Source organism: Fructobacillus sp. ESL1117, from assembly GCF_058508565.1.
Map to the genome: position 1 here is coordinate 1,324,041 of NZ_CP196385.1, position 24,979 is coordinate 1,349,019.

At 41.7% G+C, this 24,979-nt stretch carries 21 protein-coding genes, 2 tRNA genes and 1 pseudogene; 15 read left to right on the forward strand and 9 right to left on the reverse strand.

What is annotated here, in order from left to right; all coding sequences use genetic code 11:
* Positions 1-6: 6 nt before the first annotated feature.
* The 3 genes from ACSYSH_RS06255 to ACSYSH_RS06265 all read left to right on the forward strand — a co-directional run bounded on the left by ACSYSH_RS06255 (position 7) and on the right by ACSYSH_RS06265 (position 3,793).
* Positions 7-1,602, forward strand: a complete 1,596-nt coding sequence (locus ACSYSH_RS06255) for a type I restriction-modification system subunit M (RefSeq protein WP_491702171.1) — start codon at positions 7-9, stop codon at positions 1,600-1,602.
* Positions 1,595-2,728, forward strand: coding sequence for a restriction endonuclease subunit S (locus ACSYSH_RS06260; RefSeq protein WP_491702170.1), 1,134 nt, complete (start codon positions 1,595-1,597; stop codon positions 2,726-2,728). Before ACSYSH_RS06255 ends, ACSYSH_RS06260 begins: the two co-directional genes overlap by 8 nt.
* Positions 2,729-2,860: 132 nt before the next feature.
* Positions 2,861-3,793: a site-specific integrase gene (locus tag ACSYSH_RS06265; protein WP_491702644.1), complete on the forward strand. Its 933-nt coding sequence runs from the start codon at positions 2,861-2,863 to the stop codon at positions 3,791-3,793.
* Positions 3,794-3,811: 18 nt separating this feature from the next.
* Here ACSYSH_RS06265 and ACSYSH_RS06270 read toward each other — a convergent pair.
* A pseudogene (locus ACSYSH_RS06270) lies at positions 3,812-4,348 on the reverse strand (restriction endonuclease subunit S); the annotation flags it as partial.
* Positions 4,349-4,351: 3 nt separating this feature from the next.
* Entirely contained in the window at positions 4,352-4,888 is a 537-nt protein-coding gene (locus tag ACSYSH_RS06275; protein ID WP_491706156.1) for a restriction endonuclease subunit S, read from the reverse strand.
* Between the two features lie 85 nt (positions 4,889-4,973).
* Here ACSYSH_RS06275 and ACSYSH_RS06280 point away from each other — a divergent pair, with 85 nt between their 5' ends.
* The 5 genes from ACSYSH_RS06280 (at position 4,974) to ACSYSH_RS06300 (ending at position 9,150) form a co-directional block, all read left to right on the forward strand.
* Positions 4,974-5,927: a restriction endonuclease gene (locus ACSYSH_RS06280; protein WP_491702169.1), complete on the forward strand. Its 954-nt coding sequence runs from the start codon at positions 4,974-4,976 to the stop codon at positions 5,925-5,927.
* A gap of 895 nt (positions 5,928-6,822) precedes the next feature.
* Entirely contained in the window at positions 6,823-7,281 is a 459-nt protein-coding gene (locus ACSYSH_RS06285) for a DUF805 domain-containing protein (protein WP_252774321.1), read from the forward strand.
* A 125-nt stretch (positions 7,282-7,406) separates the two neighbouring features.
* On the forward strand, positions 7,407-7,871 hold the full coding sequence (locus ACSYSH_RS06290; RefSeq protein ID WP_491702168.1) for a DUF805 domain-containing protein: 465 nt from the start codon (positions 7,407-7,409) through the stop codon (positions 7,869-7,871).
* A 161-nt stretch (positions 7,872-8,032) separates the two neighbouring features.
* The gene (locus ACSYSH_RS06295) at positions 8,033-8,539 is read left to right on the forward strand and encodes a DUF805 domain-containing protein (protein ID WP_491706149.1); all 507 of its coding nucleotides are present in this window, start codon (positions 8,033-8,035) and stop codon (positions 8,537-8,539) included.
* 113 nt (positions 8,540-8,652) lie between these two features.
* The gene (locus tag ACSYSH_RS06300; protein WP_491702166.1) at positions 8,653-9,150 is read left to right on the forward strand and encodes a DUF805 domain-containing protein; all 498 of its coding nucleotides are present in this window, start codon (positions 8,653-8,655) and stop codon (positions 9,148-9,150) included.
* A 203-nt stretch (positions 9,151-9,353) separates the two neighbouring features.
* On the opposite strand, the gene ACSYSH_RS06305 is transcribed toward ACSYSH_RS06300, so the two are convergent.
* Positions 9,354-9,935 carry a xanthine phosphoribosyltransferase gene (locus ACSYSH_RS06305; protein WP_489816262.1) on the reverse strand — a complete coding sequence of 194 codons (582 nt, stop codon included), beginning with the start codon at positions 9,933-9,935 and terminating at the stop codon, positions 9,354-9,356.
* Positions 9,936-10,076: 141 nt separating this feature from the next.
* On the opposite strand from ACSYSH_RS06305, the gene ACSYSH_RS06310 reads away from it, so the two are divergent.
* Complete coding sequence (locus ACSYSH_RS06310) at positions 10,077-10,913, forward strand: CPBP family intramembrane glutamic endopeptidase (RefSeq protein WP_491702165.1); 837 nt, start codon at positions 10,077-10,079, stop codon at positions 10,911-10,913.
* A 182-nt stretch (positions 10,914-11,095) separates the two neighbouring features.
* Here ACSYSH_RS06310 and ACSYSH_RS06315 read toward each other — a convergent pair whose 3' ends face one another.
* Together ACSYSH_RS06315 and ACSYSH_RS06320 are read right to left on the reverse strand one after the other, a co-directional pair.
* Complete coding sequence (locus ACSYSH_RS06315) at positions 11,096-12,400, reverse strand: nucleobase:cation symporter-2 family protein (RefSeq protein WP_489816264.1); 1,305 nt, start codon at positions 12,398-12,400, stop codon at positions 11,096-11,098.
* 711 nt (positions 12,401-13,111) lie between these two features.
* Complete coding sequence (locus ACSYSH_RS06320; RefSeq protein WP_252774314.1) at positions 13,112-13,639, reverse strand: TetR/AcrR family transcriptional regulator; 528 nt, start codon at positions 13,637-13,639, stop codon at positions 13,112-13,114.
* 137 nt (positions 13,640-13,776) lie between these two features.
* Here ACSYSH_RS06320 and ACSYSH_RS06325 point away from each other — a divergent pair, with 137 nt between their 5' ends.
* Positions 13,777-16,050 (forward strand): MMPL family transporter, encoded by a 2,274-nt coding sequence (locus tag ACSYSH_RS06325; protein WP_252774313.1) that lies wholly within the window; start codon positions 13,777-13,779, stop codon positions 16,048-16,050.
* 98 nt (positions 16,051-16,148) lie between these two features.
* Here the strand turns inward: ACSYSH_RS06325 and ACSYSH_RS06330 are convergent, their stop codons facing one another.
* Positions 16,149-16,625 (reverse strand): TetR/AcrR family transcriptional regulator, encoded by a 477-nt coding sequence (locus tag ACSYSH_RS06330; RefSeq protein WP_252774312.1) that lies wholly within the window; start codon positions 16,623-16,625, stop codon positions 16,149-16,151.
* Between the two features lie 166 nt (positions 16,626-16,791).
* On the opposite strand from ACSYSH_RS06330, the gene ACSYSH_RS06335 reads away from it, so the two are divergent.
* The 4 genes from ACSYSH_RS06335 (at position 16,792) to ACSYSH_RS06350 (ending at position 20,531) form a co-directional block, all read left to right on the forward strand.
* Entirely contained in the window at positions 16,792-19,062 is a 2,271-nt protein-coding gene (locus ACSYSH_RS06335) for an MMPL family transporter (protein WP_489816265.1), read from the forward strand.
* A 433-nt stretch (positions 19,063-19,495) separates the two neighbouring features.
* A tRNA-Tyr gene (locus tag ACSYSH_RS06340) sits at positions 19,496-19,578 on the forward strand.
* A gap of 33 nt (positions 19,579-19,611) precedes the next feature.
* Positions 19,612-19,683 (forward strand) — tRNA-Gln (locus ACSYSH_RS06345).
* 239 nt (positions 19,684-19,922) lie between these two features.
* A complete protein-coding gene (locus tag ACSYSH_RS06350; protein WP_491702163.1) occupies positions 19,923-20,531 on the forward strand; it encodes a helix-turn-helix domain-containing protein in 609 nt (202 codons plus the stop codon).
* A gap of 125 nt (positions 20,532-20,656) precedes the next feature.
* Here the strand turns inward: ACSYSH_RS06350 and hflX are convergent, their stop codons facing one another.
* The 3 genes from hflX to ACSYSH_RS06365 form a co-directional block, all read right to left on the reverse strand.
* Entirely contained in the window at positions 20,657-21,964 is a 1,308-nt protein-coding gene (gene hflX / locus ACSYSH_RS06355; RefSeq protein ID WP_491702162.1) for a GTPase HflX, read from the reverse strand.
* Between the two features lie 73 nt (positions 21,965-22,037).
* Complete coding sequence (locus ACSYSH_RS06360; protein ID WP_489816268.1) at positions 22,038-22,709, reverse strand: histidine phosphatase family protein; 672 nt, start codon at positions 22,707-22,709, stop codon at positions 22,038-22,040.
* Positions 22,710-22,866: 157 nt separating this feature from the next.
* Entirely contained in the window at positions 22,867-24,312 is a 1,446-nt protein-coding gene (locus ACSYSH_RS06365; RefSeq protein ID WP_491702161.1) for a hemolysin family protein, read from the reverse strand.
* A 433-nt stretch (positions 24,313-24,745) separates the two neighbouring features.
* Between ACSYSH_RS06365 and nrdH the strand changes: the two genes are divergently transcribed.
* The gene (nrdH, locus tag ACSYSH_RS06370; protein ID WP_059394000.1) at positions 24,746-24,976 is read left to right on the forward strand and encodes a glutaredoxin-like protein NrdH; all 231 of its coding nucleotides are present in this window, start codon (positions 24,746-24,748) and stop codon (positions 24,974-24,976) included.
* The last annotated feature ends 3 nt before the right edge of the window (positions 24,977-24,979 follow it).

Here is a 24,979-nt window from a genome sequence, read left to right on the forward strand (position 1 = left end):
TAGATAATGGCATTAACAGCAGATAGACAAGCGTTGATTTGGAAAACATTGAATGAGACACGGGGAAAAATTGAGCCGTCAGAATATAAGAACTACATCTTTGGGATTATGTTTTATAAGTTTTTGTCAGAGAAGGCCCAACTTTGGCTTGATGGTGTGCTACAAGGTGAAAAATGGGCCAATATTTGGGCACAAGACCCTGAAAAGGCAAAGAGCTTCATGCAGGGAACTTTGGGATATGTGATTGAGCCCGGGGACATGTTTTCCGATTGGAAGGAAGCCATTAACACTGATAAGTTCAATATTATGATGGTCAAAGATGCTTTAACTCGCTTTGATAATGGTGTTAGTCCGGAAGCAAAATCAGATTATGCTGGTATTTTTTCAGATATTGATCTTGGCTCTTCACGGTTAGGGGCCAATGCTCAGACTCGTGCCGCGACCATGATGGATTGGATTAACTTGATGGACGAAATTGAGTTAGATACTGATGCTGACGTCTTAGGTGACCTTTATGAATACTTGATCGGCATGTTTGCTGCTAACTCTGGTGCTAAAGCAGGAGAATTTTATACCCCTCACCAAGTTTCGGATATCATGGCTCGAATTTTGACTGCTGGTCGTGAAAATCAGGAAACGTATACTCTCTATGACCCAACAATGGGTTCAGGGTCTTTGCTGATCACTACTGCTTCATACATGAAGAATGCGGGTGTCCAGGGGGCCATCAAGTACTATGGGCAAGAATTAATTACAACAACTTATAATTTGGCACGGATGAACTTGATGATGCATGGTGTTGAGTACAACGATATTAATCTACGTAACAGCGACACACTAGCTGGTGATTGGCCAGACGGAACCATTGATGGGGTTGATTCACCGCGAATGTTTGATGCCGTGATGGCAAACCCACCATATTCTCAAAAGTGGGATGCCGAGAATCGTGAAGATGATCCTCGTTTTAAATTTGGTGTCGCTCCAAAGGGCAAGGCAGATTACGCCTTCTTACTGCACGGTTTGTACCACTTGAATAATAACGGTCGAATGGCCATTGTCTTACCTCACGGCATTTTGTTCCGAGGAGCAGCTGAAGGACGAATTCGAAAGGCTTTGCTGGAAAACCGTAATATTAGTGCAGTGATTGGGCTACCTGCCAATATCTTTACTAATACAAGTATCCCAACGATCATCATGGTTTTGGAAAAGAACCGAGCCACTGACGACGTACTCTTTATTGATGCTTCTAAGGGATTTGAAAAACAAAAGAACAGCAACAAGCTGCGACAAGAAGATATTGAAAAGATTGTTGATACGTATTTGAAGCGCGAAGATGTCGAAAAGTATGCCCATGTCGCAACGATGGACGAAATTCGCGAAAACGACTTTAATCTCAATATTCCACGCTATGTTGATACTTTTGAAGAAGAAGAGCCAATTGATTTGGTTAAAGTCAATCAAGACATCGTGTCAGTTGAGGCTGACATCAAGAAAGAAGAAGCGGAATTGCTAGAACTGGTTAACCAACTGGCCGTAAACGATGATAGCAAGGCGGTGATTGACTCATTAAAGAGCTTATTAGCGGGAGGCAGCCATGAATAAAAATGCGCCGGTAATCCGTTTTCAGGGGTTTCATGACGATTGGGAACAGCGTAAGTTGGGGGAGGTGCTGCAATACGAACAGCCATCTAAATATATTGTTAAATCGACAGAATACGACAATAGCTTTTTAATCCCCGTTTTAACTGCTGGCCAGTCTTTCATATTGGGTTACACCAACGAAAATAATGGGATTAAAGAAGCAAGTAAAAAGAGGCCTATTATAATTTTTGATGACTTTACAACAAGTTCTCATTTTGTTGATTTTCCCTTTAAAATAAAGAGTTCTGCTATGAAACTGCTTAGCCTAAAAAATGAAAGTAGTGATTTTTATTTTATTTATCACATTTTAAAAAATGTTCAATACACGCCTAAGGATCATTCTCGGCAGTGGATTTCAGAATTTTCTAAATTTCATATTTTGATACCGAATAATGTTGAACAACAAAAAATAGGTTTATTATTCAAACACTTTGACAACCTTATCACCCTTCATCAGCGTAAGTTAAATTTACTGAAAGAACAGAAAAAAAGTTTACTACAAAAAATGTTTCCGAAAAAAGACGAAAAAATTCCAGAAATTCGTTTTAATGGATTTACTGACGATTGGGAACAGCGTAAAGTAAGAGAGTTATTTATTGTAACACGCGGTCAAGTATTAGCAGTTTCAGAAGTTAGTAGTATTAAAACATTAGTGAACCCATATCCTGTTTATTCATCTCAAACTAAAAATAATGGTTTACTTGGTTATTATCATGACTATTTATTTGATGGGGGAATAACATGGACAACCGATGGTGCCAATGCAGGAACTGTGAAGTACCGTAAGGGTAGGTTTTACAGCACTAATGTTAACGGTGTTTTATTATCCAATGATGGATATATAAATAAAGCTTTAGCAGAAATACTAAATAAATCTGCTTGGAAATATGTTTCGCATGTAGGAAATCCTAAACTCATGAATAATGTTATGAGTGATATAAAAATTGAAATTCCTACAAAAATAAGTGAACAGCAAAAACTATCCGGTTTGATAGACAAACTAGACAACCTCATCACCCTTCATCAGCGTAAACTTGATGCTTTGCAAGAACAGAAAAAAGGGTTGTTGCAAAAAATGTTTGTATAAATAAATTAGTGAAACAGGCTATTGGCCTGTTTTTTTGTCTTTTGGATTTTATTTGGCACAATAATCTTAGTTCACATAGGTATTTTTAAAATGTGAATACAAATTATTACGTAATTTATGGAGGATTAGATGATGCTAGAAAAAATAGCTAAAGACGAAAAATTTCATGTGTACTATAAACAATGGATCACGGTTTATAAGGAAGGAGCAATACGTGAGGTGACTATGGATAAATATATTATGTCGCACCAGTGGTTGGTCAAATTAATGCCTGATTTGAAACTTAAAGATTTAACAAGAATTTCTTATCAACAATTGTTAAATAATTATGCAGAAGAACATGAGCGACAGACAACAATGGATTTTCATCACCAATTAAAGGGAGCGATTCTTGATGCGGTGGATGAGGGTCTTGTTGAACGGGATCCGACAAGAAAAGCTATCATCAAAGGAAAGCATCCCAGAGATAAGAAACCTAAATATTTAAATCAGTTTGAATTGCGGACGATGTTAAGTAATTTGCAATTAGATCAAGAAATTAATTGGGATTGGTTTATCCTACTGGTTGCTAAAACTGGAATGCGTTTTTCAGAAGCCCTAGCATTAACGCCAAAGGATTTTGATTTTCCACATCAGATGCTCTCTGTTAACAAAACGTGGAATTATAAAGGTCATGGAGGATTTTCACCGACAAAAAATCATTCTTCTGTGCGAAAAATTCAATTAGACTGGCAGACAGTGATTCAATTTTCGGAATTGGTAAAAGAACTTCCAGATGAAAAGCCAATATTTGTTGCCCCAGGCGAAAAAATTTATAATTCAACAATTAATAATATTTTAGCCCGTATTTGTGAAAAGTCCGAGGTGCCAGTGATATCAATCCACGGTTTGCGACATACGCATGCATCACTTTTGCTATTTGCCGGGGTATCAATTGCGAGTGTAGCGAGACGATTGGGCCATGCAAGTATGACAACTACACAGAAAACCTATTTGCATATCATTCAAGAATTAGAAAATAAGGACGTTGACTTGGTTATGCGATCATTGTCAGGATTAAGCTAAATTCACAAGGGAAAGTGACCTACGCTGATGAAGGGTGATGAGGTTGTCAAAGTGTTTGAAGAATGTACCTATTTGATGTTGTTCAACTACATCAGGTAAATATATTGTCATTTTAGACATCGTTTTCCCTGATACTTCTAGGAATGTAGAACCTGCTCCCATTTTTTCACCGTATTTTTTTAGCATCTTTGAAAGTGAAAAAATAAAATAAGTATCGAGTCTATTTTCATCAGGAACGATTGACTGGAAACCCTGATTCGTTGTACTGCTTTTGCCTAGTATCGCTGTATTTCCAATCCCAGCCCTTGAGGTGAATAAAATTGTTCCAACGGGTAATAACTTTGCTGAACTTTTTGATAATCCCAATTTGGTGATGGTTTTCTCACTGTGAGAAACATAAATACTATCACCAATTTCAGCGGGAGTATACCAATCAATATCACCGTTCCAATAATCTTCTTCCGTAGTACTGGGTGTTCCACCTCCAACAATATCAGCAACCTCCCCCAACTTACGCTGTTCCCAAGTATTGGTTTTAAAAAGAAAAAAATTCATTTTTCACTTGTGAAAAAATTTATGGAGTGATAATTTTTCACCATGATAAAAATCATCTTTACGCTGATGAAGGGTGATAAGGTTGTCAAAGTGTTTGAATAATAAACCTATTTTTTGTTGTTCAACATTATTCGGTATCAAAATATGAAATTTAGAAAATTCTGAAATCCACTGCCGAGAATGATCCTTAGGCGTGTATTGAACATTTTTTAAAATGTGATAAATAAAATAAAAATCACTACTTTCATTTTTTAGGCTAAGCAGTTTCATAGCAGAACTCTTTATTTTAAAGGGAAAATCAACAAAATGAGAACTTGTTGTAAAGTCATCAAAAATTATAATAGGCCTCTTTTTACTTGCTTCTTTAATCCCATTATTTTCGTTGGTGTAACCCAATATGAAAGACTGGCCAGCAGTTAAAACGGGGATTAAAAAGCTATTGTCGTATTCTGTCGATTTAACAATATATTTAGATGGCTGTTCGTATTGCAGCACCTCCCCCAACTTACGCTGTTCCCAAGTGTTGCAAATAATTCTAATTTACCTTATCTATTCAAGAAATGTTATCATGGTTATATGTGAAAAAAATACTTTGTATTTGACAACAATGTAAAGGTAAAAATGGATGAAAGACGACGTAAAAGCAAAAAAACACTTTAAAAATGCAGCAAAAGAAGGAATTGTCATGATGGCATTGCTTCAAATTCTGCAAAATGCAGGTGGCAAGATGGAAAAGAAGACGGCAAAAAACATGTTGCCGCAAACAGACGAACGAATTTCTGATGCAATGATTCAGGAAGAAAAGGTTTCTAAAAAAACCGGTACTGCATATCGTCCATTTGATTTCACTTTTAATTTTGCAGTGAAGCGTTTGCAATTATTTGGCTGCATTGAAAATTCTAAAGCGAGATTTCTGGTTTTAACCGAAAAGGGGATGGAATTCGATTTAAGCCAAACTACTGGTGAAAAAATTCGTTCAGCAACAGACGAATTGATGAAGGAATTATCAAAGAAGAATAAAACGAAAAAAGAAACACAAAAGCTCATTGAAGATCCTAAAAATCGGATAGCCGATCCTGAACCTGAAGAGGATGATTCTGATGATATTAGTGATAGTACCGAAAGCTGGAAAGAAGAACTGAAGGTCCGATTACGTAAGATGGATCCAAGTAAATTCGAAAAGTTTAGCCGACGCCTAATTCAGGAAATGGGTGCTCAAATTGATGATGAGATTGGCATGAAGCTTTCACAGGACCACGGCTTAGATGGCTATGCTTATTTCGTTAGTGATGAATTGCGGACTACTCGAGTGGCAATTCAATCGAAACGTTATAATAATCAGGTGGGTGATAAATATATTCGCGATTTTCGTGGATCGATTCAAAACGGAACAGATTATGGTATTTTGATTACGACTGATTACTTTACGCCGGCAGCGGTCAAAGAAGCGAAGGACCCTTCAAAGTCAACACCAATTACCTTGTTAGATTTAGATGACGTCGTTGATTTAGTCGAAAAACATCAACTCTTTGTTAAACGAGTTGAAACTTACGAACTTGGTGATTTTTATTTTGAATAAGGAAGTTTTCAAAGTCAAAGGCATCAACCTGTGAATAAGCCTTTGACAATATATAGGTTTTCCCAAGTTTTCTTTATGCGAAGCATGGGGGACTTTTCTCATTAACTTAAAAAAGCTTGACAGCGATAGCTATGATTTCTGGACAAACCACGAGTGGTTTGTCCTTTTTTGCTGATTTTTGCTGAAATTACCCTGGGAGAAAATAGTTTTTATACTTTTGCTGCGGACTAATGTTACTGGTTTGTTCGGTATGTTGCGAGTTAGGGAAGTGAGCTGACAATGTGTGGGGAAACGCTAGCGCACCTTTGCTTTTTACCTTATAAATGAGGTATCAAAACGAAAGGAGGCCGAATATGAGTGGCTTGATTCGGTTGGTGGTCATTTGCATCAAATATGGTTTCAAGCACTTAACCAATACTTTTTTGGGGCGGCACACGGATAATTTTCGAGTGCAGCTCCATGTCACTAACCTAGTACAAAAGGAGGTTAACTGTTATGAACAATGGCAATGCGGCAACATCACAATCAATCAAAATGCAACAGCGCCAAAACACAGGCGCCCGAGTGGTTCAAATAGGCGTAATAAATTACTTTAATTATTATTGTGTTAATGAGGCGCAACGAATGATCCGGTTAAATCAAGTTTACTATGTCAAAAAAATCGTATCCCCGAGATTAAACTATCAGCATTTACGATGTCGTCGACGGCGCCTTGAGCAAAAGCAGTTTCCCAGCCCATTCATCACTTTCAAAAACGGTATCAGGGATAGCACGACTTACCTCTATCTGAGCTTTTCTCCTTTAGGAGTTCACCAAGCCCGGTGGTCATCATACCAAGTCTTATGCTAAAATAGTCAAAGCGGTTTTAACTTGAGTAACGCGATAAGGAGAAAAAATGTTTAAAGCGTACAAAAAGTTTTGGCAGAATTACGTTAACTTTAACGGTCGGACAACGCGAGCTGATTATTGGTGGTTTATCCTGGCCAATACCATTATTTGGTTGCTTTGGATAGCGGTCTTTGCTGGTGTTGCTGTTGGGCCCATCATGAAGTATGTTGATTATGGGCATTTTACGCAAGCCGATACGCCAATGTTAGGCTTACTAATCGTTTTGCTCTTATTGGCTCTCTTTTATGCCTTAGCGACCTTCATTCCCAGATTATCATTGCAGTACCGACGAATCGTTGATACAGGTCTTAGCCCATGGTGGTTTCTCTTAGTTGTGATTGGCAAGTTTTTGTCAATTAGTGCTGCGGCACAAAACAGCGCTATTACAGCTGCTATCTTCTTCTTAAACTTAGCTGTTTTTGTCATCAGCGTGTCTAAGACAGATGCCTTCAAGAAAGAAAAATAAGATCATCGTACAAAAGTTAGTTGCAGAAAAGGACTCATGGAAGTGGGTCCTTTTTTGTTCATGCTAAACATTCGGTAACCCTGGTGCTACAATGAGCAATAGAGGGCTCGAAAGGTCGGATAGCAATGATGATGGTACAAGCATATAAAAATTATTGGCGTAAGTATTTGGACTTTTCTGGGCGGGCTTGTCTAGCTGATTTTTGGCTAGTGGTCCTTGATAATCTCCTTTTGACTGTTGTAGTTCTTTTGCTAACCGGAGGATCCATTTGGGGATTGGCACAACAATTCCTATATGATGGTGTTTCCGGCATTGGTTTCGGGGTTGTGGGAATTGCAGCTTTGGCTTTAATTTTTTCACTGTTTTATGGTTTAGCAACCGTTATTCCCAACTTGTCCTTGCAATACCGCCGTATCTTGGATACTGGACTGAGCGCCCGTTGGTTTGTCCTTCCGGTCGTGGCTTGGGCATTAGTCATTGCTTACGCGATTGTTCAAAATGTCCTCTTGCTTTTGGCCTTGGCGGTGGTTGAATTGGTTCTCTTGGTCATTAACTTAGCCGGAACCAATCGCTTTGCACGAAAACGTTAATTTTTTGAAGCCTGGCCGTTGGTCGGGCTTTTCATCTGGCAATAACGTTTGAGACAAGTTAACTTACGATGGTAAACACTTAAAAATCAGTCATTTTTTGGTAGTTCTTATTGAAGAAGAGTGGTAAGATAAAAGCGATTGAGAGAAAAGTAAAATGGGGGATGGATATGTTATCTGCTTATAAAGATTATTGGAAGAAGTACTTCAGTTTTTCTGGTCGATCAACCCGGTCTGATTTTTGGTGGGTTGTTTTGGCCAACATTCTAATTGGCATTGTGGCAACGGCTATTGGCGGCAGTTCGATTTTTTCTGCACTGGACTCTGCCTTGAATGATGGCAGTCAGTCACAAGCAGCGACTGGTTTAGCTGGTTTTGTGATTGTTTTTGTTGTTTTGTATCAGTTGCTAACAATTATTCCTAATTTGTCTTTGCAAAGTCGACGAATTATTGACACTGGCCTAAGTGGCTGGTGGTTTATTCTGGTTGTTTTAGCCTATCTCTTGCCAGGGGCTTCGCTAGTAGCTTTACTAAATGATGCCTATAATGCTGCTGGCGGCAGTGGTACCTTAAATTCTCTTTGGCTCATGATTCTTTGGGCCATTGTTGAAATTGTCATCTTGGTGATTAACTTAACACCAACCGATGCCTTCGGTCGGCACCGTTCTTGATTGGTATGCAAAGCAGCCCGGCTGGGCTGTTTTTTAGTGTTAAGGCGGCCATCAGGATTTTTAAGATTGCTTCTTGATGGTATAATGTCGAGGTTGATTGGCACAGAGAGGGGGTGAGAAGGTTGATACAATCATACAAAAAATACTGGGAAGATTATTTTCATTTTAGGGGTCAGACTTCTCGCTCGGAGTATTGGTCGGTCATGTTCATTAACTCAGCGATTAGTCTGCTGGGTTATTCGTTGGTCTTGTACTTGTTGAGCAACTTGGTGCAAACAGTTGCGTCCGTTGCTGACAACTCGAAGGCCTATTGGGTCGTCCTAGTGACGTTAGTCCTGGTAACCTTCCTATTAACGGTTTTTTGGCTGCTTAACCTTATTCCTTTTTTGTCAATTTCTTATCGACGTTATCGGGATACGGGCTTACCCTCCTGGGCTTTTATTATTGAACCAGTAGCAATTTTTCTATCTTTAGTCGATTACTACTATCAAACGAAGGTCTATGAAAGTAATATCAGTATGCCCCTGTGGCTAATTCCAGCCTTACTAGTGTTGATATTGGCAGATTTTTTGATTAAAATTTTGCCGACGGGGACTTTTAATAAAATTTAAAAAGCCATTGGCCAGTTATCTGGCCAATGGCTTTATTTCTTCTATGAAAATTGATTTTTCGATAGGAATTTTTGCGATACAGAGTGATTGTAGTGATAATAAAAAAGTACCGATGACTAATCAAACAGATTAATTAACGGTACCAAGCATTGTCAAAGGGCGCAAGGACGGTCCAGTTTGAATTGTGTTGACATGACCTAGGCTTAGTCCAGGTCGTCAAAAATGACTTGGCCGTCTTCAAAGGCGGCAATCTTAGCCAAAGAGTGAATATTCGTTAAGCCGGCTTCGATGGCAGCTTGGCGTCCAGGTTGGAATGACTTTTCAATTACAATGCCGGCCCCGACGATTGTCGCACCCGCCTCATCAGCTAAAGCCTTCATGCCTAACAATGCCTGGCCGTTGGCGAGGAAGTCGTCGATTAGTAAGACGTTGTCCGCGGCTGATAAGAAACGCTTATCAATTCTGATTTGGTTGCTGCTTTGCTTTGTATATGAGTAGACGTCAGCGGTGTAGGCATCATCTGAGAGAATGCGCGACTTTGATTTGCGTGCAAAGACGACGGGGACGCCAAGACTCAAGCCCGCCATCACGGCTGGGGCGATGCCAGAGGCTTCGACTGTGATCACCTTCGTAATGTCCTGGTCTTTGAAGAGGCGGGCAAATTCGGCACCCATGGCCTGCATCAGCTTAGGATCGATTTGATGGTTTAAAAAGGAATCAACCTTCAAAATATCAGCGCCCAAGACGCGGCCGTCTTCTTTAATTCGTGCTTCTAATTCCTTCATGAGGACTCCTTTTTCAAGGCCGCTTACAAGCGGCAATCTAATTAATATTTTACCAAGGGGAAAAGCTTGCTACAAGGGCAAAAGTTGGCATTCTGCAAGAGATATGGTACATTAAAAACTAATGAAATGAGGATTACGTGGATGCGAAATCAGCAAAATAAGCTCATCAAGTTGATGAGGTGGCTACCAAATCAGCAAGACAGACATGTCAAGTTGATGAAGTGGATGCCCAATCAGCAAGACAAGCTCATCAAGTGGATGAGGCTTACCAAAACCTTTCTATTAAATTTGGCGGCCTTTTTGGGCTTCTTTGCCCTGGAATATGCGGCAATGGTCTTTATCCAGGGGTCGGTCTATTTTTCTGGTCAGCACCGCTATGCGGTTCTGATACTGGGTCTTGGTTTAGCCTACTGTTTTGTACGCTTTGGGCTGCAGGCCATGAAAGCGAACAAGGCCAAATTATCTTTTTCTTTGAAAACGATTGCCTGGCCCACCAAGTCAGAATTTGGGACGATCATTGCAGCTTATCTCCTAGGTTGGTCGGGGATGGTCATCTGGAACGAAATTGAAATTTTGTTCTTTTATAAGTTGACCCATGGGACGACGGAAAATCAAGCCGCCATTGATAATATCATGCAGGTCGGTGGCCATTATTCATTGGTAATGTTTTCACTGATTATTGTCTTCTTAGGACCGGTGATGGAAGAAATCCTGTTCCGTGGACTCTTTTTCCGCTATTTCAAGTCAGTGAAATTTCCCTGGCTGGTTGTTGTGCTGTCGGCCTTGTCCTTTGGTTTTTATCACCTGAGTTCCTACACTTGGGTCTCACTTTTAGACCTGCCACCGTATGCCATTGTCGGGTTTTCGTTGGCTTACGTATACAAGAAAACGGATAAGTTGTCATCCTCGATTATCATGCACGTTTTCCACAATGGCTGGATCCAAGTCATCTCGATTATTACCCTACTTCAACACTAATTTTATCTTTGATCAAATCAGGCCTGCCTACCCGCAGGCCTTTTTTCTTGGACGCCAGAATAGGTAGGACCAATCAAAGGAGTGTGGAAAAAAGAAAAAATCTGTTGTCCTTGTACCCAGTTTGGTTATCAGTGAGACTGATTTTTCGCCTGGGGGAACAGCAGATTTTTTAGATGGTAAACTTAAGCGTTATCGGCTTGAGCAGCCTTCGGCCAACCGTTTAAAAGCAAGTTAAGGACAACGGCCACAACAGTCGTCATGACGACGCCGTTGGTCATCACCATCTGCAATTGCTCTGGCAAGTGAGCCAAGAGGGTTGGCACTGAACTAATGCCCAAGCCAGCACCGATTGATAAGCCGGCCGTCAAAAGGTTGCCTTCCTTGTTCAAGTTGACCTTACCGAGGATTTGCAAACCTTGAATGGCAATCGTTGAGAACATGACCATCATGGCCCCACCTAGAACGGCTGAGGGAATGATGGTAGCCAGGGCACCAAACTTTGGTAACAGTCCCAAAACCAAGAGCAAGCAAGCGGCATAGTAAATGGGTTGCTTGGTCTTCACACCTGAAAGGCGAACGACCGCTACGTTTTGTGAGAAGGTGGAGTAAGGGAAGGTATTGAAAATTCCAGAAAGGACAACGGCGAACCCTTCGGCGCGGTAACCACGGGCCAAGTCCTTTTGTTCTAATTTTTTACCAGTCAAATCAGCCAAGGCAAAGTAAACGCCGGTAGCTTCGACCATAGCAGTTAAGACGATGATTATCATCGTCAATGAGGCCGACCATGAGAAAGTTGGTGTTCCCAAGAAAAATGGTTGGGGAAGGTGGAACCAGGCAGCGTCAGCAACTGGTGTCAATGACACACGGCCGAGGACGGCTGCAAAAAGGGTTCCTAAAATAATGCCCATCAAGACGGCAATGGCCTTTAAGAAGCCCTTTGCCAGCTTCATTAAGAGCAATGTTAAAACGATGGTCACAAAACCAATTAGAAGGTTTTGCCATTCACCGAATGATTTGGCCGTTAAGCTACCGCCACCCCAGTTTTGCAGGGCGATTGGAATCAAACTTAAACCAATAACGGTAATCAATGAACCAGTAACGACTGGTGGGAAGAAGGCGCGCAGGCGGGCGAAGGTTCCGGCAATCAAGATAACGAAAAGGCCAGCCACGATTGTGGCCCCATACATGGCACCCCAACCGAGGCTTGAGCCGATGTTAATTAATGGTGAAACTGCTTGAATTGATGAACCCAAAACAACGGGCAAAGCGATACCGGTGATGGGAGTTTGCTTCAATTGGAAGAGTGTTGCTAAACCGGTACAGAAAATATCCACTGAAATCAAGTAAGCCAGTTGCGTACTATTAAAGTGCAAGGCCGTTCCAATTAGCAGTGGTACCAGGATGGAACCGGCGTACATAGCCAGCACGTGTTGCAGCCCTAAGAGTAGGGCCTGAAACTTTGGAAGGGGGTGGTTGGGTGTTTCCATGAGATCTCCTGTGTTTGACCAATCATTCTCAGTTGGTCAAAAGTTATGATAAAAAAACAAAAATATTGGAGCAGCCCCATCCCACAGACAACAAAAAAAGCACGCAGTACCCAAGCGTGCTCAAAAAACCCTTGGTGATAGTCGCCCTTTTTGCCGGGCGGTAGAGACTCGGCTAGCGTTAAAAGCCGGATATAACTCCAATACGGTACTAATATTGTAGCAGGTTTCCATTTTAAAAGATATAAAAACCGCCAGAACGGTCAGAAAATTGGCAGAATGTCTGGCATTAGTCGAGCTTGATACTGATAAGCTGGTTTAGCAACTGCAACTGGTATTCTCATGAGAACGGCAAAAATTAATCGGCATAAGTCTTTCGTTTATTGCACGAGTTCGCTCATCACGTAACTTTGTTGTTGTATTTGAGAGAAATTGTTAAAATATTGAAAGAGTGATTGCTAACTTTTTGAGTAATATCTGCTGGTAAAAATGGATTGAGATAGACAAAGTAGGGGGACCGGATGTCGGATGACGATAAAAATTATAGTAGATTTTTAATTGAACTAATCGTTGTGGTCGCTATTATGCTGATTGGTGCTATATTTTTTACACTGGCTCTCATTTCCTATTGGTGTTAAAAAAACACCCAACAGTTTTGCCGTTCAGCTGAAAGAAAAGTTAACTTTCAAATGAACGGTACCTGTTGGGCGTTTTTTACTTGCTATGGCTGCTAGCATTCGCTGTCGGAAACTGCTTGTTGGCTACAATTTGATCGAGAAGATGGTAGTCACGACGCAAATCATATGGAGTATCGCGACTGGTATTCCATAGCTGGACAACGTAGAGGTTGCCGATTAACCAGAGTAACTCTTGATCTGTTGTGACAGTGGAAAGGGCTTTAAAAATTGACTTATAAAATAAGTCCTCAAAGGCACGGTCCTGTAGTTGGAATTCTAAAACTTCGATAGTACCATCAAAGTGGAAGGTTTTAATGGTTTCAAACGGAAACTTTTTAAACTGGTCAAGGTCGAGTGTCGCATAGATTGATTGAACACTTGTATTTAATAATTCATCCAAAAGTACATACTTATCCACAAAATGACGGTAAAATGTGTTGCGATTGACCTCTGCAGCATCACAAATTTCCTTCACTTTTATTTTGGAAAAGGGGATGTCATGGAGCAATTCGCCAGTAGTCAGCAATAGGTGGCGATGCATTAAATCGTATCGTTTATTTTCCATAAAAGTTTCCCACCCCCGCTAAAAGCAACATTTTTTTATTTTTGTTGCATTTTAAAACAGTGTAACATTTTTTGACTCTTCAAATCTTCTAAATTAATCACTAAAATGTTCATGATGATTAAAAAGGAGGAGAAGTAATGCTCAAAAAACTTGGGGAATGGATTTATGAAAATAAAGTGAAGACCTTCCTGATTTGGTTGGCGGCCATTATCGTTGTCGGTGGCGGTGCCATCGGTCTCGGTTCGCATTTTTCAGAAAATTTGACGATTAGTGGCGTCCCATCAACAAATATCCAAAGTACCCTGGAACGGGAATTTCATCAGAATCCTAACAGTGGTACGTTAAAGGTTGTCGTTCAAAATCAGCAGGGGATCACTGATGAAAAGACCAAGGCGGATGTTGCCAAGGCCATTGCCAAGGTTCAGGACAAGTATGCTGCTGATATTAAGACGATTGCCAACCCTTATACCAACAATACTGTTAGTTCTGATAATACGACTACCTATGTCGATATTACCTTCAAAGCAAACTCAACATCAGTGTCCCATAGCACGATTACCGGTATTCGTTCTATCTTTGATGATCGAGTGAAGACCAGTGGGACAAAGGTTGCTTACACTGGCACCGTCCAGCTAAAGCCGTTTGAAATCGGTGGTTCTTCCGAAATCATTGGGGTTGTGATCGCCTTTGCCTTGTTGTTCGTACTATTCCGCTCCTTTATTACTGCTGGAATGCCAATTGTCTCTGCCCTGGTTGGCTTGGTGACTGGCTTGTTCCTCGTGATCATTGGAACGAATTTTGCAACCCTTGCCAATGTAGCTGAGACTTTGTCTGTGATGTTGGCCTTAGCAGTTGGAATCGATTATGCGCTCTTTATCTTGAACCGCTACCGGACTGATTTGGCCGAGACAAACGGTGACCAAAAACTGGCCTTAGGAAATGCCTTGTCAGAAGCCGGCAAGTCCGTTATTTTTGCCGGTGTGACGGTTATTATCGCTGTTTGTGGCTTGTCCTTTGCTGGCATTGAATTCGTGACAACCATGGGCTTTGCTGCTGCTGTTGCGGTGGCCATTGCCGTGTTGTCAGCGTTGACTTTCTTGCCAGCTTTGATTGCGGCCTGTGCTAAGTTTATTCGACCAAATACCAAGACGGTCGATCACATGGCCAAGAGCCCAGCCAAGTTGACGAAGTTTTTGACGAGCCACCCATGGCTGGTGGTAATTGTTGCCGTATTGGTTTTGATTGGTATTGGTTTGCCGGCGCAAAATATGCGTTTGGGAATGCCTTACAACGGCTCTTTGCCAGAAAAGCAAACGGAACGTCAGGCTTATGACATGATTTCTGATAAGTTTGGTGAGGGGATTAATTCACCATTGATTGCTGTTGTTAAATTAGACACCGACCAATCAGCTGCGGTTAACGAGGCCAATGTTGCCAAGATTGCCAGTCATTTGACTGGCCTCTCTGGTACAAAGACATTGTCACCTTTGTCAGTTGACCAGCAAAAGGCAGCGACCTTGCAGACGCAGCTGACACAAGAGGCCCAACAAAAGATGGCCTTGCAGGCTCAAACAACTGGACAACTGCCAACTCAGGCGCAAAAGGATCAGACAGCCGCTCAAATCAAGCAAGTGATTATGGCGCAGGCAACTAAGCCTTATCAGATTTCTGCAGATGGCAAGTATGCGCTGTTAGTCGTTATTCCAAAGAAGGGGTCTGAAGCAGTTGAGACAACTAATCTAGTCCACAAGATTCAGGATTATTCAGACAACACGACGAAAGCAAAGTACGGTGCTCAGATTACCTTGACTGGAGTAAACGCCGTCAATTTGGATATTACCAAAAAGCTGAATAACGCGACACCAATCTTTGTCTTCACGATTATTGTTTTGGCCTTTATCTTGTTAATGGTTGTCTTCCGCTCTTTCATTGTTCCAGCGGTAGCGATGGCTGGTTTTGGTCTATCGCTCTTGGCTTCCTTTGGCTTTACTACATTGGTTATTCAGGAAGGATTCTTAAAGGAAGTCTTTGGTGTCGCCAAGGCAGCACCCATCCTTTCCTTCTTACCAATTATCGTCACGGCCATTCTCTTTGGTTTGGCGATGGATTACGAAGTCTTTATGGTTTCACGAGCTCGTGAGGAGTATCTGAAAACAGGTGATAACGACCGAGCAGTGACCGTTGCCATGCAGGATTCTGGTCCAATTGTGGTCACGGCAGCTTTGATTATGATGGCGGTCTTTGGATCATTTGCTTTGAATTCTAGTCCAACCATCAAGTCTTTGGCCTTGGCCTTAGCCTTTGGTATCTTCTTTGATGCCTTTATTATCCGTTTGCTCTTCGTGCCAGCAATGCTGAAGATTTTTGGCAAAACCAACTGGGCCTTTCCGGGTAATAAAAAGAAAAACTGACATCTTTCAAATTTTTTCTGCTGATAAAAGTTAAAGATAAAGAAAAAGCCAGCTCAAGTGAGCTGGCTTTTTTCTTGGTCAACGAATGGTATTGTTGCTTAATGGTCGAGATTGTCAGGGAACTTTCTCTCATTGAACATTTGGTCAAAAATCGGGTATCCCTCATGAAGCGTATACGGTTTGGCTAAGCTATGGTTCCAAAGACGGATAATATACATGTTACCAAGGCTCCACAAAAAATCCTGGTCAGTGGTAAATTCTTGTAATATTTTAAAAATCAGACTATCAAAAATATCCTGAAACAATGAATCGTTGAGTTGAAAATCAAGGATTGACATCTCTGCCGAAAATTTCATGGTCGCGATAACTTGAAATGGATGTTGACGAAAATCATCTAAGTCTACTTGATTAAAAAGACGGGTGATTGATTCTGTGAGCATCACCTCTAGCAGGGCATATTTATCAACAAAGTGCCTGTAAAAGGTGTTGCGATTAATATTGGCGGCCTCACAGATTTGCTTGATCGTTAATTTGGAAAAAGGGACGGTTACGAATAGTGCAGCCGCTGTTTCCATGATGTGGTTGTGCATTAAGTCGTAATTTTTATTAGCCATTGGAATTGAAAATGAGACACTTTCTTAAATTTGTCACTCTAAGGGACAGTATAACAATTTTATCCCTTTCATAATATACTTATCACGACTAAAATATAGACAATGATTCATTAAAAGGAGGAGCATCATGCTCAAACGTCTAGGGGAATGGATTTATGAAAATAAGTTCAAAACTTTCCTGGTTTGGTTGGTTGCCGTGGCTGTTTTAATTGGTGGGGCCGTGGGACTTGGTTCTCATTACACCACGAATTTAACAATTACTGGTATTCCATCAACCAACATTCAAAGTACTCTTGAAAAAGAGTTTAAGATGAACCCGAATAGCGGAACCATGAAGGCCGTTATTCAGAATAAGAAGACTGGTGTTGCTGACGACAATACGAAGACCGAAGTGGCTTCTGCTATTGATCAGCTACAAAAGAAGTATTCTTCAGACATTAAGTCGATTTCAAACCCCTATACAACGGGAGTGATTAGTGCTGATAAGACGACGACATATGTTGATATCACCTTTAAGGCCGATTCAACCAACGTTTCTCAAGACGCCATCGACGGTGTGAAGAAGACCTTTAACGACAAGGTGAAGAGTTCCAACACCAAGGTTGCCTTTACCGGATCAGTAAAGGTTACTCCGATGGAATTGGGAGGCAAGTCCGAATTAATTGGAATTGCGATTGCCTTCGTCCTCTTGTTAGTCTTGTTCCGGTCCTTTGTGACGGCTGGAATGCCAATTATTTCAGCGCTTGTCGGCTTAATTTCCGGGATATTATTGATTACTATCGGAACAAACGTCATTACATTGGCCAGTGTTAGTCAAACGTTGGCAGTGATGTTGTCATTGGCGGTCGGTATTGACTACTCACTCTTTATCTTGAACCGGTATCGGACTGATTTGGCTGATACCAATGGCGATAAGAAGACGGCGCTTGGTTTGGCCCTGTCTGAGGCTGGTAGTTCAGTTATTTTCGCTGGTGTGACAGTGATTATTGCCGTTTGTGGTTTGGCCTTTGCGGGGATTGAGTTTGTAACAACGATGGGCTTGGCAACCGCTGCCGCCGTTGCTGTGGCAGTTGTTTCAGCATTGACATTCTTGCCAGCCTTGATTGCCGTTTGTGCGAAGTTCGTTAAGCCCAATAATAAGACTGTTGACCATATGGCTCAGCACCCATCCAAGATTACAAAATTGATTACTGGCCACCCTTGGACAGTTTCAATTCTAGCAATCTTGGCCTTGGCTGCAATTGCCCTACCAGCGCAAAACATGCGCTTGGGAATGCCTTATAACGGCTCACTGCCTGATAATCGAACAGAGCGTCAGGCCTATGACATGATTTCTGATAAGTTTGGGGAGGGAGTTAACTCACCTTTGATTGCTGTCGTTAAGCTGGATACTGATAAGGGTCAAGCGAACAACGAAGCGAACTTGGTCAAGATTGCTAAACATATTAGCGATCTGAATGGGGTCAAGATGATGACCCCATTGACGGTAGACCAGCAAAAGGCGGCAACATTGCAGACGCAATTGACCCAAGAAGCTCAGCAAAAGATGATGGCCCAAGCCCAAGCAACAGGCCAGGCACCAACCCAAGCTCAACAGGATCAAGCTGCTGCACAAATTAAGCAAGCGATTATTGCTCAGGCATCTAAGCCTTACCAAGTTAGTGCTGATGGCAAGTATGCCATGATGGTCGTGATTCCAACTAAGGGATCAGCGGCTAAGCAAACGACTGATTTGGTTAATAAGATCAAGGATTACTCTGCCACCACGGAGTCAAAGTACTCTGCGCAGATTACCATGACAGGAATTAATGCCGTGAACTTGGATATCACCAAGAAGCTTAACGATGCCACACCACTCTTTGCGTTTACGATTATTGTTTTGGCTTTCATCTTATTAATGGTTGTTTTCCGTTCATTTATCGTGCCTGCGGTGGCCATGGTTGGCTTTGGTTTGTCATTGTTGGCATCCTTTGGCTTTACAACGTTGGTCATCCAAGAAGGCTTTATGAAGGGACTCTTCGGTGTTGCTAAGGGGGCACCAATTATTTCTTTCTTGCCAATCATTGCAACGGCCTTGATTTTCGGTCTGGCAATGGATTATGAGGTCTTTATGGTCTCACGTGCCCGGGAAGAATATGCAAAGACCGGTGATAACGACCGGGCAGTGACGGTGGCGATGCAGTCATCAGGTCCAATCGTTGTGACGGCCGCATTGATTATGATTGCTGTCTTCGGGTCATTTGCTTTGGATCCTGACCCAACAATCAAATCAGTTGGTTTGGCACTTTCATTTGGAATTTTCTTTGATGCCTTTATCGTCCGTTTGCTCTTTGTGCCAGCCATGATGAAAATCTTTGGTAAGTGGAACTGGGTTTTCCCAGGTAACAAGCACAAGTAAGAATTTTTGATTTTTCTGCTTAAAAATTAGTAATGCTCAGAAGCCAGTCCTTAAGGACTGGCTTTTTTGACTGCCATTTGCTGCGAACAACAGCCACACTGTGACGGAGTTCGATACCGCTTTTTTCTGATCTCTGTTAGTAGAAGGTGAGAGACGAGCATCAAAAAAATAATCTTAGTTATTTGATTGTTATTGTCAACGGATGACTTTGCTGAGCCTATCAAGAAAACGATTTTTTGAAGAGTGAATTTTTTTAGTGGGCATGTCAGATAGTGACTAATATTGGTTGTATTGGTGGCAACTGACAAGTTGGTCAGACACTTCTGAGGTAACCAGTGGAACAAATTGAGCAATTTTTTGGCCAGTGAAAGCAAAGAAAAAGCTTGCGCAAATCATGTCACCTTGGTATACTATTATGGTCGTAAAGATATACGGGAGTGTAGCGAAGTCTGGCTAAACGCGACGGACTGTAACTCCGTTCCTTCGGGTTCGTAGGTTCGAATCCTACCGCTCCCATTGCTGCCCTTGTGACAGCCACTGCTTAACGACTGCCCCTTGGCCAAGTGGTAAGGCAGAGGTTTTTGGTACCTCCATGCGCTGGTTCGATCCCAGCAGGGGCAATCATGATCAAAAGGACTAACAAGAAGACTCTTGTTAGTCCTTTTTGTATGGACCAATCATTACAATCATTATGGTTATTTAGCGGTAGTCGGTTGATGAAGGGCGATTAGCTAGGCTACTGACGCCTTATTTTCGATGCAAAAAGTTTTTGACATGGTGAACGGAGAAAATGTTAAAAAGAATTGCTAGAAAATTTGACGGTGTCTCGTTATATTGTAAACAAAGGAGATTAGTATAGCATGTTAATTGGTGAAAAAATAAAGATGGTACGAGAGTCTGCGAAGATGACTCAAGAGCAATTAGGAGAACAGTTACATTTAACCAGGCAAACGATCTCGAATTGGGAAAATGGGAAAAGTTATCCAGGAATAGCCGAAATTGTGGCAATTAGTAATCAGTTTGCCGTTTCTTTGGATGAATTATTGAAAGAGGATATGGAATTGATTCAACATTATGAAGTGATTGACAGTCAGTTTAATCGGCAAAAGAAACTGTATGCCGTTTCCTATATTGTTAATATTATTTTTCTGGGGCTTTCAGTGATGAACAACTATTTTCAATTGGCAACGGCAATTCGCATTGGATTAATGATTATGGGAATTTCAGCTATTGTAGCGATGTACACAACAATTAAACATCCGGTCAATCTGTTAAAAAACCGTTGGGCTTTGGTACTGATTCTATTTGCACTATTGTACTTTTTTAGCTTTGGGGTCTTTAAGAATTTACATGGAAGTCCTAGCTATCAGTTAGGTCTGATTTGTGGTGCTGCTGTTCGTATTTTTGTTCTCACTAGTAGTATCTATTTTTTGCCGCAGCCTCCTCTTGGAGATAAAAGAAAAGCTTAAATAGGCTTTGCAGGGGTATGCTATTTTTAGTTACTTAATACTGATTTCTAAATTAAATCATTAATTTAGGCCTACTTGCAACAAACAGCTAAAAAACGGCCTGACGTCATTGTCAGGCCGTTTTTTTAGTCTAGGTATTGTTTGTATTGTTCGATTTCTTTTGGTTTCAAGGAAACACGAATGGTTGTCCCGGATTCGTTGAAGTCTTGCGCTAAAAGGGCATGCTTGTCTAAGATTTCAGCCACAATTTTTGAGTCTGCAAAGGGCACGTGGAGGCTGACTTCAGCCATGTTGGCAAAGAGCGTCTTCTTAATAAGCGTCAAAACCTCGTCTTGCGAAGTTCGGTCTCGGGCAGAAATGGTAATCGACTGATCACCATCGACTAGTGGAAAGGCCATTTCGGCTACATCCGCCTTGTTATAGATGGTAATCATCGGCTTATCTGTGATGCCCAGACGGGTCAGTGTTTCCTTTGTTGTCGTCATCATGTCTTGATAATGGGCGTCAGAAATATCGACTACTTGCAAGAGTAAATCGGCTTGAGCGGCTTCTTGCAAAGTTGACTCAAAGGCAGCGACCAAGTGGTGGGGTAACTTGGAAACAAAACCAACGGTATCTGAAAGCAGGAATTGTGTCTTATCGGGGAGTGTCAACTGGCGGATGGTGGTGTTTAGGGTGGCAAAGAGCATGTCTTTTTCGAAAACTTGCTTGCTTTGGTCACTACCGGCGCCTTGGCCGAAACGGGCTAAGAGTTGGTTCATTAATGTTGATTTACCGGCATTGGTATAACCAACCAGGGCAACAGTTGGTAGTTCTGATTCCTGCCGTTGCTTGGCTTGCGTTGAGGCATCCTTTTGTAATTCTGCCAACTCCTTCTTGATGGCGACCATTTCGTTGGTCAGTCGCCGACGGGATTGTTCAAGCTTTGTTTCACCGGAACCACGGCTTGTAAAACCGGCTCCACCGGCCCCAGTCTGCTGGTCTAATGAAACAGACATTGAAGTCCGTAACCGGGGGAGCTGATATTGTAGGCGGGCTAGTTGAACTTGCAGTTTAGCCACCTTAGTTTGAGCTCGTTCGGCAAAAATATCAAGGATTAAGCCAGTCCGGTCAACAACTGTTGCACCAGTTTCGGCTTCTAAATTTCTGATTTGTGATGGGGATAACTCATCATTGGTGACGATTAAATCAGCCTCATAGGTTTCAACAGCCATCTTGAGCTCATCTACCTTACCCTTACCGAAGTAAGTAGCTGGATTGGGACGGTCCAAGGATTGGAGAAAGGTTTCAACTGGTTGTAAGTTATTGGCTAAGGCCAAGTTTTCCAACTCTGTTAACTCATATTCTAGGTTTTGTTTTTGATCTGTGCGTAGGCCGGCCAAAAGGACAGGTCGGCTTGGTTTTTGTGATGTTTCTTTAAAGGTTTTAGGCATACACAGGCCTTTCTGTGAAATAAAACCGCCCTGTTTTCAGTAGCGGTCTGGGAATAATCGAATAAGAAATGTTTTAGTCAAAAATGGTCGTGATGTCGTTGAAGGCCAAAATATCGGCACCTTCATCGCTTAGGCGCAGGTGCATGACGGCACCGTTATGCACCGATTGGGCAGCCATTTCAGGGTGACCAAAGTAATCGGCGATTGCCCGAATTGTTGTCCCATGGGAAACAAGCAGAACCTTATCGCCGTCTTGGTGGCGACTTTTAAGGTCTTGAAAGCCAGCCTCAATGCGGTTGACAAATTCTTGGTAGGATTCGGCTAGGTGGTAGGGGTCTGCATCATGGAAAATATCCATTACAGCCGGCATACCGAGGTCTCCAACCATGTCGGCATAAGCATTATAGACTTTTGGAACCCGAGCATTCAGGTCAGTTAATGTAACCTGAGAGTCGCGTCCTTCATAAGAACCAAAATTTTCTTCACGGAAGTTGGGCAGAGTAGTTGGCTCAACTGGTGACTGTGCTTGATTTTCACTCAAGGCATAGCGAGCAGTGTGGATGGCCCGTGTTAAATCAGAAGAGTAAGCACCATCAAAGTGAATCTTGGCGAGGCGTTGACCGGCTTTGTGTCCATCTTGGATGCCAGCATCCGTTAACGGTGCGTCGGAAAATCCTTGGAAACGGCGTAAAAGGTTAAAGTAAGTTTGGCCGTGGCGGACCATATAAACATCAATTCCTGCCATGAAATAAGACTCCTTCAAATCTATTTTTTCTTCTTTTGTTGGAAGATTTCTTGTTTCTAGTGTACCACGAAAGGCAGGCGAGCCAAATGCTTTGCTGACCTTTCGGACTGATTTTTTAATTAAAAAAGCCGGCGAAAATTCGTCGACTTTTTAAACATTATTCGGGGTCGTTATCTTTACCCTTAAGCTGAAACTTTAAGCGCTCACGGTCTTTTTCAGACATGGACGGTTTGCTTTCAGAAGTGCTTTTGTTATCCTCATCATCAGAATCTGTGTTGTCAGGTTCCGGTTTGGTTTCAAGCTCTTTGACGGCAAATTCAGGGATAAAGGCATTTTCGTAATCAAGTGCCGTAATTTGATAGTTGTCAATGCGTAAGGAGTCGCCAGTTCGGAAATCAGGATCGCGTTTCAAAACGTAACCGGTCAAGGTAACGGCCTCATCGTCGTCAAATTCCTTCACATGAATTTGGAAGTAACGTTGGAAATCGTACAAGGTCGTCTTACCAGAAACCTTGTAGCGTTGATTTCCAAGCTTTTCGATGTATTCATCGGATTCATCGTTGATTTCATCCCGAACAGAACCAAACAGTTCTTCATAGATGTCTTTATCAGTAATGATTCCGGCTGTACCACCGTATTCATCGACGACCACGGCAATTGGCGACCGCTTAATGGTCATTTCATCCATGACATCGTGTAGGTCCATGTTTTCAGGGACGGCAGGAATGTCACGCATAATCTGAGCAACGGGGTTTTTCCCAGAAATTCGATTTTGGCGAACAAGGTCGTAGTTAAAAACATAACCTAAAACCTTGTCTTTATCGTTGTCAGCGACAACTGGGAAACGAGAGTGACGCTTTTGCAAATACTCATCTAGCCCCTTGGCAATCGTGTCATGAACATCGATAACATCCATTGATGTGCGATCGATCATGACGTCAGCAGCGACCTTATCATTCATTTCAAAGGCTCGTTGCATAAAGGTCAAATCTTCGGTATCCAATTCACCAGCTTCAGCAGCACTCTTTGACAAGGAAAGAATTTCCGTCTGTGAATAGATATCATCATCATTAGTGACCTGGAAACCAATCAAATGGGTTAACCAATTTGATAAGTGATCTAGAATCCAAATGAATGGGAAGAGGGCAACATGAAAGAAGCGGACTGGACGCACAATTAACAACAAGACCTTGATTGGTTCTTGAATGGCAATGTTTTTTGGCACCAAGTCGGTGAAGACGGCGTGAATAATCGTAAAGATAACGATGGCCGCAACAGAAGCGACAGGCTTGGCATAGTCAGCTGGCAGGATATGGGTTGCTAAAATCAAATCGGCAACGGTTTCCTCACCAATCCAACCTAAAATCAATGATGTTAATGTAATTCCGACTTGAGCAGTCGATAAGAACTCCGTTAGGTGTGACACCATATGAATGGCGTGTGCAATGTTTTTTGATGGCTTTTCGCGATCAGCCTGAAGGGCCTCCAAGGCAGACAAACGCACCTTAACAAGAGAATATTCCGTTAGTGTAAACAAAACCGCCAACAACAAAATAAAGATGATGACGAACGCATTCAACAAGAACGAGGGACCAGAATCCACAGTTATTACCTCACTTATATAATTTAGATATTTCCTCCATTATAGCAAACTTTATGAAGCAAAGAAGATAATCTTTATTAACGTTAGAATTGGTCTAGTGTTCTCGCCCAGACTGATTTCACAAGCGAAATTCTTGGTGTTGAACAAAAAAAGGCGTTAATATGGGCTCAAGTAAACGTATGTGTCGGAACAAAAGTGATTAGATTGCACTTTCAAAAAGACAGTGAATATTGTGAATTAAAAAATATGCAAAATCAAAAGCCTATTAGAAAGGCCTTCGGGCGAACAAATGTTTGTGCGGACAGTTTTAGGCCTTGAACTCTAAGGAAAATCGGCTAAACTAGTAATTAGCTCAATTGCTTGTTAGTGTTTGTAAATGCGGGTGCAACAGGGAATTGCTTGAAAAATATAAAAGAAAGTGGGAGCAAAAAGTATGGCTCAAGTAACGGTCTTTACCAAAAATAATTGTGTACAGTGCAAAATGACAAAACGCTACCTCGACAGCATGGGGGTTGGCTACGAAGAAATTAATATCGAAGAACAACCAGAGTATCTTGCTCAATTGAAGGATGCTGGCTTTAAGCAGACACCCGTTGTTCAAATTGCTGGTCAGGAAGCCTTCTCTGGTTTTCAGCCTGATGCCTTGAAGTCTTTGACGGCCTAAGTT

Coding starts and splice junctions, on each gene's coding strand:
- ACSYSH_RS06255 (WP_491702171.1), top strand. CDS start 7: ATGGCATTAACAGCAGATAGACAAGCGTTGATTTGGAAAACATTGAAT.
- ACSYSH_RS06260 (WP_491702170.1), top strand. CDS start 1,595: ATGAATAAAAATGCGCCGGTAATCCGTTTTCAGGGGTTTCATGACGAT.
- ACSYSH_RS06265 (WP_491702644.1), top strand. CDS start 2,861: ATGCTAGAAAAAATAGCTAAAGACGAAAAATTTCATGTGTACTATAAA.
- ACSYSH_RS06280 (WP_491702169.1), top strand. CDS start 4,974: ATGAAAGACGACGTAAAAGCAAAAAAACACTTTAAAAATGCAGCAAAA.
- ACSYSH_RS06285 (WP_252774321.1), top strand. CDS start 6,823: ATGTTTAAAGCGTACAAAAAGTTTTGGCAGAATTACGTTAACTTTAAC.
- ACSYSH_RS06290 (WP_491702168.1), top strand. CDS start 7,407: ATGATGATGGTACAAGCATATAAAAATTATTGGCGTAAGTATTTGGAC.
- ACSYSH_RS06295 (WP_491706149.1), top strand. CDS start 8,033: ATGGATATGTTATCTGCTTATAAAGATTATTGGAAGAAGTACTTCAGT.
- ACSYSH_RS06305 (WP_489816262.1), bottom strand. CDS start 9,935: ATGAAGGAATTAGAAGCACGAATTAAAGAAGACGGCCGCGTCTTGGGC.
- ACSYSH_RS06310 (WP_491702165.1), top strand. CDS start 10,077: ATGCGAAATCAGCAAAATAAGCTCATCAAGTTGATGAGGTGGCTACCA.
- ACSYSH_RS06315 (WP_489816264.1), bottom strand. CDS start 12,400: ATGGAAACACCCAACCACCCCCTTCCAAAGTTTCAGGCCCTACTCTTA.
- ACSYSH_RS06320 (WP_252774314.1), bottom strand. CDS start 13,639: ATGGAAAATAAACGATACGATTTAATGCATCGCCACCTATTGCTGACT.
- ACSYSH_RS06325 (WP_252774313.1), top strand. CDS start 13,777: ATGCTCAAAAAACTTGGGGAATGGATTTATGAAAATAAAGTGAAGACC.
- ACSYSH_RS06330 (WP_252774312.1), bottom strand. CDS start 16,625: ATGGAAACAGCGGCTGCACTATTCGTAACCGTCCCTTTTTCCAAATTA.
- ACSYSH_RS06335 (WP_489816265.1), top strand. CDS start 16,792: ATGCTCAAACGTCTAGGGGAATGGATTTATGAAAATAAGTTCAAAACT.
- ACSYSH_RS06350 (WP_491702163.1), top strand. CDS start 19,923: ATGTTAATTGGTGAAAAAATAAAGATGGTACGAGAGTCTGCGAAGATG.
- hflX (WP_491702162.1), bottom strand. CDS start 21,964: ATGCCTAAAACCTTTAAAGAAACATCACAAAAACCAAGCCGACCTGTC.
- ACSYSH_RS06360 (WP_489816268.1), bottom strand. CDS start 22,709: ATGGCAGGAATTGATGTTTATATGGTCCGCCACGGCCAAACTTACTTT.
- nrdH (WP_059394000.1), top strand. CDS start 24,746: ATGGCTCAAGTAACGGTCTTTACCAAAAATAATTGTGTACAGTGCAAA.